At 41.5% G+C, this 10,323-nt stretch carries 11 protein-coding genes and 1 pseudogene; 5 read left to right on the top strand and 7 right to left on the bottom strand.

What is annotated here, in order from left to right:
* Window positions 1-153 precede the first annotated feature (153 nt).
* The gene (gene cas12k / locus CDG79_RS10615) at window positions 154-615 is read right to left on the bottom strand and encodes a type V CRISPR-associated protein Cas12k (protein WP_223278091.1); all 462 of its coding nucleotides are present in this window, start codon (window positions 613-615) and stop codon (window positions 154-156) included.
* 114 nt (window positions 616-729) lie between these two features.
* Between cas12k and CDG79_RS10610 the strand changes: the two genes are divergently transcribed.
* Window positions 730-3,531 (top strand): ATP-binding protein, encoded by a 2,802-nt coding sequence (locus CDG79_RS10610; protein WP_189524952.1) that lies wholly within the window; start codon window positions 730-732, stop codon window positions 3,529-3,531.
* Window positions 3,532-3,981: 450 nt separating this feature from the next.
* Here the strand turns inward: CDG79_RS10610 and CDG79_RS10605 are convergent, their stop codons facing one another.
* The 6 genes and pseudogenes from CDG79_RS10605 to CDG79_RS10585 form a co-directional block, all read right to left on the bottom strand.
* Window positions 3,982-4,440, bottom strand: a complete 459-nt coding sequence (locus CDG79_RS10605; protein ID WP_094342097.1) for a hypothetical protein — start codon at window positions 4,438-4,440, stop codon at window positions 3,982-3,984.
* Between the two features lie 9 nt (window positions 4,441-4,449).
* Window positions 4,450-5,073: a hypothetical protein gene (locus CDG79_RS10600; RefSeq protein ID WP_094342096.1), complete on the bottom strand. Its 624-nt coding sequence runs from the start codon at window positions 5,071-5,073 to the stop codon at window positions 4,450-4,452.
* On the bottom strand, window positions 5,063-5,821 hold the full coding sequence (locus tag CDG79_RS10595; RefSeq protein WP_094342095.1) for a TIGR04255 family protein: 759 nt from the start codon (window positions 5,819-5,821) through the stop codon (window positions 5,063-5,065). Before CDG79_RS10595 ends, CDG79_RS10600 begins: the two co-directional genes overlap by 11 nt.
* Before the next feature lie 126 nt (window positions 5,822-5,947).
* Window positions 5,948-6,145: a hypothetical protein gene (locus CDG79_RS40920; protein ID WP_143855457.1), complete on the bottom strand. Its 198-nt coding sequence runs from the start codon at window positions 6,143-6,145 to the stop codon at window positions 5,948-5,950.
* Window positions 6,146-6,165: 20 nt separating this feature from the next.
* Window positions 6,166-6,687: pseudogene (locus CDG79_RS45440) on the bottom strand (TniQ family protein).
* Window positions 6,687-7,802: a TniB family NTP-binding protein gene (locus tag CDG79_RS10585; RefSeq protein WP_317616580.1), complete on the bottom strand. Its 1,116-nt coding sequence runs from the start codon at window positions 7,800-7,802 to the stop codon at window positions 6,687-6,689. The pseudogene CDG79_RS45440 and the gene CDG79_RS10585 overlap by 1 nt, the downstream one beginning before the upstream one ends.
* Here CDG79_RS10585 and CDG79_RS43595 point away from each other — a divergent pair.
* Genes CDG79_RS43595 through CDG79_RS10565 form a run of 4 tightly spaced genes read left to right on the top strand, consistent with a single transcriptional unit; the run spans window position 7,790 to window position 10,306 of the window.
* Entirely contained in the window at window positions 7,790-8,389 is a 600-nt protein-coding gene (locus CDG79_RS43595; RefSeq protein ID WP_223278090.1) for a MerR family transcriptional regulator, read from the top strand. The two genes, CDG79_RS10585 and CDG79_RS43595, sit on opposite strands and share 13 nt — an antisense overlap.
* 6 nt (window positions 8,390-8,395) lie before the next feature.
* On the top strand, window positions 8,396-9,553 hold the full coding sequence (locus tag CDG79_RS10575) for an N-6 DNA methylase (RefSeq protein WP_223278089.1): 1,158 nt from the start codon (window positions 8,396-8,398) through the stop codon (window positions 9,551-9,553).
* Entirely contained in the window at window positions 9,553-9,897 is a 345-nt protein-coding gene (locus CDG79_RS10570; protein WP_094342094.1) for a hypothetical protein, read from the top strand. The genes CDG79_RS10575 and CDG79_RS10570 overlap by 1 nt, the downstream gene beginning before the upstream one ends.
* On the top strand, window positions 9,887-10,306 hold the full coding sequence (locus CDG79_RS10565) for a hypothetical protein (protein WP_317616579.1): 420 nt from the start codon (window positions 9,887-9,889) through the stop codon (window positions 10,304-10,306). Before CDG79_RS10570 ends, CDG79_RS10565 begins: the two co-directional genes overlap by 11 nt.
* The last annotated feature ends 17 nt before the right edge of the window (window positions 10,307-10,323 follow it).

The following is a 10,323-nucleotide window of genomic DNA, read 5'->3' as shown; positions in this document are numbered from 1 at the left end:
TGGTCGTTATGAGTTTAGGAAGTTTTCTGACTCGATCGATCTCGATGCGATCGTTCAGCAGCTAACCCAAGCCCCGTCTCATTAATTTCCAGAATCCCCCTTTTCGAGGGTTTATACAAAAAACCCCTACTACAGCTACGGTGGCAGGTTTTTCTAGCCCCAGGCTTTGCGGTCAGGGCTGGAAGACAAGGATTTTTTAGCCTTCTTGCCCTTCTTTCTTTTGGGTTGAGAGCTATCTGAGTCAGATGCTGGCATAGCTATTGCCAAAATTTCAGAGGCTTTGGTACGAATAGCCTCCATACTAGAACCGCTAGTTTCCACAAGTTCAACATCACTGTTGAGCATTTCTAGCCAGCGCATTTTGCCGTCTAGCTGTTGCTGTAGACGTTTTTGTATTGCCAGCCAAGACTTGTAGATGTAGTCCACAATATGAATCGCCGACTGACTTAAACGCTTAGGTTGATCTTCAAAGCGCGGGTCAGTCTTGAGGGGCTGACACAGTTGACTAACAATAGTTGCTGGAAGCTTACCTTCTTGTCGCCAGTTCTCGAAGTCTGGATGTTTACCAACTTGTTCGAGTAGTTCGTTAATTAAGGGTGTGTTCAAATTTGCCATCAACTTCCACCTCCATGATTTAGCTCCTACACAGTTATCTCCAGATTTGGTGATTTATCCCCCCACCCCGATATCCTCAGTGGGAACTTAGATAATGCTACTTATGCAGCTAGTTTGAGTTTGGTAGTACGCCAAGATCCTAATTGTCCCCCAGTCTACCGAAATGCTCGTGATTTTTTCAATGCTACTTACTTGACTACAGCCCTGAAAAAACTCCTAACAGATGTCCTTAAAAGTCTACGGGGAGATGCAGGCGATAGAGTATTACAACTTCGCACACCTTTTGGTGGTGGTAAAACTCACTCCCTTATCAGTCTTTATCACATCACTAAAAATCGCAGCGACTTACAAAGTATCACCCAATTAGATGAATTACCAAATCCTGGTAATGTCCGTGTAGCCCATTTTATTGGCTTTGAAGCAGGTGCTATCAAAGGAATAGAAATTGATGATAGTCCACCTATTTTTACCCCTTGGGGATATTTGGCATGGCAATTAGGTGGACATCATGCTTACTCTTTATTAGCCACAGAAGACCAACAAAAGGTTGCTCCCGGTAATGAGGTTTGGAGAAAGATACTTGGGGATACACCTAACCTCATCCTGATAGATGAATTACTGGTGTTTGTAGAAAGTGCAATGGCGGTACAAGTGGGAGATTCTAACTTTGGTCGTCAGGTTCTCATTTTTATCCAAAAACTCACTGAAATTGTGAGAGAATTACCCAAAACTGTTTTAGTGTATTCTCTGCAAGCTAGTGTCGCTGAATCTTTTGGTAATGAAGGTTTACTCAGTGCTTTAGATAAATTGGTTAGTCGCATTGATGCCAAAAAAGAACCTGTTTCTGGCGATGAAGTGATGCAGGTAATCCAGAGACGGTTATTTAGCAATATTGGCGATACGGCAATTATTCAAGAAGTAGCTAGACAACAAGCAGAATTATTCCGCAGGTTGCGTGAAAGTTATGCTGATACTAATCGTGAAAAACAAGAAATTCAACAACAAGCTGATTTATTAGCAGAAAGAATTTTAGTTAGTTATCCTTTCCATCCCGACTTAATTGATTTAATGTATTATCGCTGGGGAACTCTGCCCAGTTATCAACGGACTCGCGGTGCTTTACAATTTCTTGCTGCCGCCACTTATGCTTTGTGGCAAGCAAAAGATAATTCTTGGTTAATTACTCCGGGAAGTATTCCCTTTGATAATGACATTGTGAAAAATGCTTTCTTTTCGCAAGTTGGGGCAAGAGATGCTTACAGTTCTGTATTAATTTCTGACTTAACTGGGCGAAAGGCTAAGGTTAAAACAGTAGATAATCGCATTGCTGCTGATGCTCCAGCATTATCCCATTTAAAGGTAGGGACTCGTCTATCTTCTGCCATTTTAATGTATTCCTTTGGTACAAGAGGAGGAGATAAAGGGGTTTTAGAACAAGAAATTACCTCTGCTTGTCTTGCACCAGGATTAGATAGGACGACAATTACTGCTGCTTTAAGTGATTTGCGCGAAGAATTACTTCATTTACACTATGTTGGTCAACGTTATCGCTTTGAAACCAAAGCAAATTTGAATAAGTTAATTGCTGATGAAGAAGGCAAGGTGAGTAGCGATGAAGTATTGCAGAAAATTCAGGAGGAACTAAATAAAACTCTGCCTAACATCCGCAGTAAAGTTGTCTGGCCTAAAGATGCTGCCGCTATTCCAGATAAAGTTAAGCAGTTTAGTATTGTCTACCTAGAGCCAAGTTGGGCAGATAAGAGTAAGGATTTAGTCTTGGCAGATGCCTTAAATTGGTTAGAGAATCGTGGTAATGATAAACGGGAATTTAAAAATGCACTTGCTTTTGTCGTTCCCAATAAAGCACAAATGGATAAGGCACGAAAAGGTGCAAGAACTGCCTTAGCTATATCTGGACTAATTGAAAAGAAGAATAAGAAGAAGGCTTCTTCTGAAGAATTAGAAGAATTCAATGAACTTGCTAGCAAAGCTAAGGATGCTACTAGTGAGATTGTGGCTGCCGTGCGTCGTCTGTATGAATATATTTTACTACCTCTCCCAGACAATAGCGGTGAAAAACCTGTGAGGTTGGAAAGTGTTGATTTACAATCTCAACTCAATACCAGTCAGAATTTGCAAGAACGGGTATTAGATGCTTTAAAGAATTATGTTTTTGAAACTACTACTGCTAGTAAGTTAGTAAGTTTATCTGGGTTAGAAAGTCCAGACAAGGAATATATAACTGGTGAGGAATTAGTGAGTTATTTTTTCCGCTTCCCTACTTTACCCAAAATGTTAGGGGTAGAAGGAATTAAAAAATCTATTCTCAAAGCCATTGAACAAGGTTTAATTGGTTATGTACCATCAATGACTATTAGTGGTGAAATCCCTGTAGTAGATAATCCCAATTTAATCAGTTTTGAGAAAGTTATACCTGCTGATGAGTTAGACCTAGCCGGTTATCTTTTATCTCCCAGCTTGGTTAATAAGTTGAGGAGTGTGAAATCTCCAGAAATAGTGGAGACGATAATAAAGGATGCGGAAGAAGATGATACTGTTAAACTAATTTATGGTTCAGGTGACTCTGGTAGCACTACAAAGAGAAAAGTTTCTGAAGAAAAACAAACTGTAGAGTATAAATCAGATGCAAGTAGTATTGAGCGAACTGTTTTGGTTGATATTGTTAATGGGAAAAAACCCGCACGTTACTATAAGCTGACATCTTCTACTGATAAGGCAAAGATATTTCAATTATTCGAGGTTTTACAGGCTTTATCTGATAAAGCTGAGGGGATGACGATCACAATTGAGGTACAGGCACACACGCAGGATAGTTTTGACCTCAACTGGATACGCAATGCAATTGAAGAACCTTTAGATGAAATGGATATACAAGCGTCTACACGTTTGGAGTAGGGTCGTAAATTTTGTTACCATCCGATGTGGGTTGCAATAAAAGTGATTTTAGTTTCTCGCTGTGTTAGCTTTCTGAATTACGGTATATTTCTGTTCCAAGTGACTTGCGATGAGATGTAGTCAAGCAATTTCAATCCATCTTTGACAAATTTAAACGCGAAATCATGATTTTAAGTCAAGGCAGTAAGTAAAACTTACTGCCTTGGTTAGCTCATGGGCGATGCGTGGCGCTGGACGTGACTCCTAATCCCGGTTCTAAAGGATTAACTCCCCTATCGTCCACAAGTGCATATATATGTAAAGCACAGTGGTTGAAAAATTGTTTAGCTAGCGTGCTGAAAAATCTTTCATCACCCCTCAATAGGGCGATCTCAAGCTCAAACAAAAACACCACTGAATGGAGTGGTGTTTTAAGTGAATGTGGACAGATGATAAGGATATTGCGAAGGACTAGGGTGGTAAATCTTGTGGCTTAATCTCCCAATCCTCTTTCTTGATTCTCTCGGTTGCAAGTCTTGCAAGCTTTTCTGCAACTTTCCTAAAAGTTCCTTTGTTCGTGTAATTAGGAGATGGCTCAATTTGTGCGTGAGATGGATTGTCGTCTGTTGGTCTTGGACAGACATCAATTTTATAATCAAAAACTGGCTTGCCTTTTGGATCGTTTTGAGAAACATTTATCATCCGAACTTCGCCAGCAATTAAACTCACTACACCATCATCTGGGTTTTTCCGCGTGCATTGTGGGTCATAACCACGAAGCTTTGCTATGTCAACAGAAGGAGCTTGATTTCTATCTGTAAACGCTTGTGAGCTAAGTTCTAATCCAAACTCTCCAATGCGGTAATATTTGTCTAATCCACAAAAAATGCACCGATACAATAGCTCATCATCTGCAACCACATCGCTCACTGCAAACCTCTATGAAACTAGCCATTTCCAGAGATCCGTAAGTTCAGCAGGTGATGAAGACGTGCCGTCTTCCATTTCATTGTCAATGTCAGTCCCCCAAACTTTGATGTATTCTGCGGTATTTCCCAGAATATAAACAGTTAACTTTTTGGTTCCGTGCCACCACTCAAAAACTATTTCTGAGTCAAAGCTCAGATTTACCAGTGGTTCACCCCACCACATTTGGTCAGCAGCAACAAGCTTGCGTAGTTGCTTCAACCATTCTATGGTGTATTTATAGGTTTCATTGTCAGATCCTAGTTCAGCAATTCTTCTGTGAGTTTTGTGAGCTGGTGAATAGCTCCAGCTTGAAAGTTCCAGGACTGCATAATTATCAGATTGCTCAGAGATAGCTTTGACCCTTTGAACTGAAGAGGCAGCTATCTTAGAGCGATATTTCCAACTCCCCACGGTTGATGTTCTGTCTGTCGCAAGAATAACAAGATTGGCGGTTTGCCCAACCGATGCACTTTGTAAGCCTTCTGCTGATTGAGAAAGCGAAAGTTGGGTTAATTTGCCGCGTATCTGAGATAGCGCTGTTGTCTCTGAATTGCGACGTTCGTCCTTTGTGTAATAGGCGGCTTTACTTGACATTGAATAACTCCCTTGTGCGATCAGTAATCAAACTCTCAAAGGCTTGTCCTTCTCTACTCTTTAATTCATGTAAATTAGAAAGCACTTCTTCAAGGGATAAAGGCTTTTCTATCCAGGTTTGAGAAATGTCCAAATCAAGTATAAATACAACTTGTTCAGATGGTGGTTCGGCATCTGATAAGGTTATCACTAGCCTAATTGGAATATCTTCATAAATCGATTCAGTTCGCGTCACAAATCCTGATATGTTGTTTGGAAGGCTATCCGGGAATTGAGGATATATATTGAAATACTCACTAAGGTCAACTGCCTCATCAGGTGAAATAACTATTCGATTTATGTAGCGAAGAGAAATACGGGTTATGCCAACAGGTTTAGCAACTTCTAAATAAAATTGGAATGCCTGATCAATTCTGTAACTAAATTCATCCCACCCTTCATAAGGGCGAAGGCTATGGATGCTCAGTGCATCAGGCCCCACACCTACTAATTTGGCAGCATCGGCGGAAGGGAACAAAAACTTGGGCAGCTCTTGTGTTACCGTAATCTCAGGCTTTGCAGGCGGCATCCGCCCAAATTTAAATTCCGTTGTTATTAAGCTTTGCTGCTGTGGCTCACCTGTGTATAAATCTCTTACTTTTTCATAGAATAAGCCTGGTATTGTAAAATTCCATGCTTGTCCAGGAGCAAAGCGAAACTCACAGATTGCCTCTTCTATTGGTGGATTACTATACTGACGGCGTGTCATAGATTACTCAAGTGCAGTATAACCTCACGTTTTTAGTAAGCTACAAATTTAAGACGAAAAATAACGATTCCCGTTTACTAATCTTAAGATATATAAGTCTGTCCTTATAAAAAGTTTTTCATAACCTCACAATCCCACTCCCACAGCCTGACCCTGTGAAAAATCATTCATAATCTTTGTGAAGCGATCGCTCCTCAGTGCGCCTAGTTTACAGCCGTAGGCATCGCGATCACACGACATAAACAGTAGGAACGATTTTGCTCTGCGATCGCGCAAATTTTTTGACAACCAGAAAAATTCAGCAGCAGACTTGGTTAATTTCACACCTTTTTGTGGTGTATTTATTAGCTCTTCTGTTGCTTTGCCATTTCCGCAAACAGCATCCTACATCTATGACAGCACCCATCCTCCCACAGCGCAGGCATTTTGAAAGGTGCTTCACAATTTGGACACTTCGCTAAAAGCTTGAGTTGATGGCGATCGCACTTCCATACTGATTTGTACTGCCATTCAATTCGATGGCAGGGATTTTCCCCATAACAAGCCCCACATAACCGAATAGGTTCATACTGCATTCCTACTTCGGCAGGTGGAAGCATTTGCGCTAGCCTGTTTGCATCTACTTCTACCACAGATGCGTAGGCGAAGCCCGTCGCAGACATCGCTTCCAATTCTTGCTGACTAGGGCGAGGGTTAAAATGAAATCGCTCTCACCTTGCTACCACTGCACCAATTCCTGCCAAACTACCCAATCCACTTGCGGATAAATGGTTGGCACGTCTGAACCTGCCAAGAAAGTGGCTCAGGCTTTCCCCTTCATAGGGTTTAATCAAGAATAGCCAAGGCTCAATATTTGTTGCTGCCATTATTTGTACTCCCTAGCTGCTTCCTGTAAAACAGCCTTGTCAATCTTCTTCAATCCCCTTGATAAAGAACGGATTGCTGCTTCCCTAAGAATTTCATCCAACCGCCCAATGTAACCTTCTGTTGCCGAGGTAAGAATTCCGAGCATAGCTTTGCTGATTAGATTAGACGGAACAGGTAGCTTCAAAATATTATCTTCCCAAGCTTTTACTGTCTTTTTAAAATCATCTCCTGACAACTTCCCAAAACGATGACAAGCCCGAAAGCGATTGTAAACTTGCTCATCTCGCTTCATCACCGCATCCAAACGATCTGTACCCACCAAGACAACAGCAATTCCTAACTTGTCATAAATATCACGCACATCAGCAAATGTTTCTGGCTTCAAGCGGTCAGCCTCGTCAATAATTAGAATTTCTACTCCACATCCTTTGAGTACTTCCATCGCTCTTCCACGGAAATCTGATACAGTCCCCTTTGTTGCCCGAAAATTCAGGTACTCAATAATCTCTTTGAACAAATCTTTAGAAGTACATTTTTGATTGGGTTCAATATAAACCACAGGAACAATTGGAGGTCTTCCAATTTCTTTCAATGGTTTATGCCTTAATCTATAGGCATCACAAGCAACTGTCTTGCCAGTTCGTGATTCCCCTACAACTCTACAGGACTGCCTTGCCTTGCGTTTGCCATCCAACCACTCATGGAGCTTTTTTACTTGTTCTAGCGGCACAATGCTTTTACTTCTAAGACGAGCAATTTCAGCTTGTAACCACTCATCGTCTAGTTTTACCCCACCTAACTGCTGGGCGATCGCAATAATCTCTTTGGCCAGTAATCTGTCTATGTATTCCCCTAACTCCGATTCTCCAAACTGATTTGGTGCAGCAAGCGTTTGAGCTATTTGGCGTTGGTGGGATAAAAAATGCTTTTGCTGTCGCTGTCGATTTAGCACTTTGTAATTATCACCCAGTAGTTGTCTAATGCTGCGATAGGTAAGGACTTTACCTGTAGTCCCGTCTACTATTGCTACTGTTGCAGGCTTTTCTAAACCGAGGCTAACACCAACAAGAATATGAGATTGTCCTTTGTAAAATAAATTGTATGCAGGAGACATTTTTTACAAGCAAGGAAGCTGCTGAAATCACAGGCTGCACCCTTCGTCAGCTACAGTATTGGCGAGAGAGGGGGGTGATTGTTCCTGTAATCAGCGATACGGGGACAGGACGTAGTATTTATTACTCAAAGTCTAATTTGCTGGAACTGGCTGCAATGTCATATTGGCTATCTGTGGGGTTAAGTTTTGACATAGCCAGCACCACGCTGAAAAAGCTGAAAGACCAAGAGCCGGAGTTATTTACTTCAGGTAAAGGTAAGCGGTTTATGTTGTTGTCCCAAGCGCAGGAGCGATCGCCCTCCGGGTTCGGCAGTCCCCCATCGACACCAAGCGCCGAGAAGTTTGGGGGTGGAGACTTAGCCCGTGCTTTCATTGAAGCAGATCATCAAGATGCAATTAAAAATAACCGTCAGCCGATTGTCCGTTACTATGTCCCTCATGAATACCGTTGGGATGCGATTCGCTTTCATCCTAAAGATGGCTTAGGAGAGTTTATCACAACGGCGATGCGGGAGGTGGCAAACCGCAACCCTGGGTTATCGGGAACGCTGACGCTGAAGGATTATAACGAGAAGCAAAGCAATTAGCGCGTTTTGGATGATGACCGTTTAAAGGATTTGATTGAAGTCATCAGTCGGCATCGGTTAGGGTTAAAAAATACCAATGCAGATGTTTTAGGGGAAGCTTATGAGTATCTGCTGCGGAAATTTGCTGAAGGACAGGGGCAAAGTGCGGGGGAGTTTTTGACACCATCAGAGGTGGGTTGGTTGATTGCGGAAATTATTGACCCTGAACCTTACACAAAGATTTATGACCCCACTTGTGGATCGGGAAGGTTGTTGACTAAGCCGCGTCTGGTGTTCAACCGCAAGCATCCAGGGGACGAGAGTAAAGCACCCCGGTTATTTGGGCAAGAGTTGAACTGGACAACTTTCGCGATCGCTAAAATGAATATGTTTTTGCAGGATTTTACTGATACTCAAATTGAGATTGGCGATACATTCAGACAACCTAAATTTACGGTTGACAAGAAGGTGATGCGCTTTGATTATGTGGTTGCTAATCCGATGTGGAATCAGGACAACTACGGCGCAGATGCTTACGAAGAAGATTCTTTTGAACGGTTTAAGGACGGAATTGCATCCAAGTCTTCAGCAGATTGGGGATGGGTGCAGCATATTTGGGCATCGCTGAAAGATAACGGACGGGCGGCGGTTGTTTTGGATACAGGTGCGGTGTCTCGCGGTTCGGGGAGTCAGAACAAAAATCAAGAAAGGGACATTCGCAAGGTATTTGTGGAAAGGGACAGAGTTGAAGGGGTGATTTTGCTACCTGAAAATTTGTTTTATAACACGACTGCACCAGGGGTGGTGATTTTGTTAAATCGCCTGAAACCTCTGAATCGTAAGGGCGAGTTTTTGCTGATTAATGCTGCTGATTATTTTGTGAAGGGCGATCCGAAGAATATTTTGACGCAGGAAGGAATTAAAGCGGTTGATGAGGTTTATCGCAATTGGGAAACGCGAGATAAGCTGAGTAAGGTTGTTAAGTTAGAAGAATTGAGGGAAGCGGATTATAATCTTAGTCCGTCGCAGTTTGTGGATGTTAGCGATAAAGTTGTGCATCGTTCCATTGAGGATATTTTGACAGATTTGGCTGTAGCCAGACAAGAGAGGGAATGGGCTGATAAAGATTTAGCTGAGGTGTTAGCAAAGTTGAATTTAAGCGTCAAGGAGGGAGTACAGATTTAATGCCTGATGAGTTGCCTGTTGACCCATTTTGGTTAAGGTTGTGTGCAAAATATAGTGAGGCAGAAATTGCTGAGATTGAGCAGTATTTGACCAAATGGGATGCATCTACCTATACTAGTGTGGCTCATAGTGTTGTAGATCATGCTTTGAGAAAAAATATTGACGCTTTGAAATATTTAAGAAAAGCTCACAACTTTAATAAAAAAGGGGCAGTGCGAGTACCTAAAGCTGGATATCGTGGAGATGGTGCAGCAGTTTATCGAAAAGGAAATGAGTATTTAATTGTTCGATCGGATTCATTTGGTATTGAAAAAATTGTCACTTATGGGGTGAATGATGAATAGGTTAGATGTGGTAGCTCAAAAAGCTAATAGAACGAAAAATCAGATTATTCATATTTTAGAACAGTTAACCAGTGATTATCAAACCACAAAATCAGAACGTCAGGAAATAGCCGCAAATTTCCCCGCATCTAATGATGAGTTTTCGGTTTTAGAAGAACTGGAACTATTAACTGTTAATATCAGAGGATATGCTAGTCAAATTCAATTTAAGGGTGAGATACAAAATCAACAGCAAGCAGTTGACAACTTAAATCACCTTGCAGTTTTTGATATTCCTGCTATTGCTCAATTTTACTTTAGCAGGAATGGAGAATATCAAAGCATGAAGGCTTATCTGGAGATGTTAGACTATTTACGCTTGCTGATTATTGAGTATTTAAGTTTGTCTACAATGAGTAGTAGAGTGTAACTTGTTAAAGTTTCAAT

The sequence above is a fragment of the Nostoc sp. 'Peltigera membranacea cyanobiont' 232 genome, assembly GCF_002245985.1.
GTDB lineage: Bacteria > Cyanobacteriota > Cyanobacteriia > Cyanobacteriales > Nostocaceae > Nostoc.
This window is presented reverse-complemented; position numbering and strand designations above follow the sequence as displayed.

What these genes read in the sequence shown, in the direction of transcription:
- cas12k (WP_223278091.1), bottom strand. Translation starts at nt 615, where the DNA reads ATGGCAAATTTGAACACACCCTTAATTAACGAACTACTCGAACAAGTT.
- CDG79_RS10595 (WP_094342095.1), bottom strand. Translation starts at nt 5,821, where the DNA reads ATGACACGCCGTCAGTATAGTAATCCACCAATAGAAGAGGCAATCTGT.
- CDG79_RS10585 (WP_317616580.1), bottom strand. Translation starts at nt 7,802, where the DNA reads ATGTCTCCTGCATACAATTTATTTTACAAAGGACAATCTCATATTCTT.
- CDG79_RS43595 (WP_223278090.1), top strand. Translation starts at nt 7,790, where the DNA reads ATGCAGGAGACATTTTTTACAAGCAAGGAAGCTGCTGAAATCACAGGC.
- CDG79_RS10600 (WP_094342096.1), bottom strand. Translation starts at nt 5,073, where the DNA reads ATGTCAAGTAAAGCCGCCTATTACACAAAGGACGAACGTCGCAATTCA.
- CDG79_RS10565 (WP_317616579.1), top strand. Translation starts at nt 9,887, where the DNA reads ATGATGAATAGGTTAGATGTGGTAGCTCAAAAAGCTAATAGAACGAAA.
- CDG79_RS10570 (WP_094342094.1), top strand. Translation starts at nt 9,553, where the DNA reads ATGCCTGATGAGTTGCCTGTTGACCCATTTTGGTTAAGGTTGTGTGCA.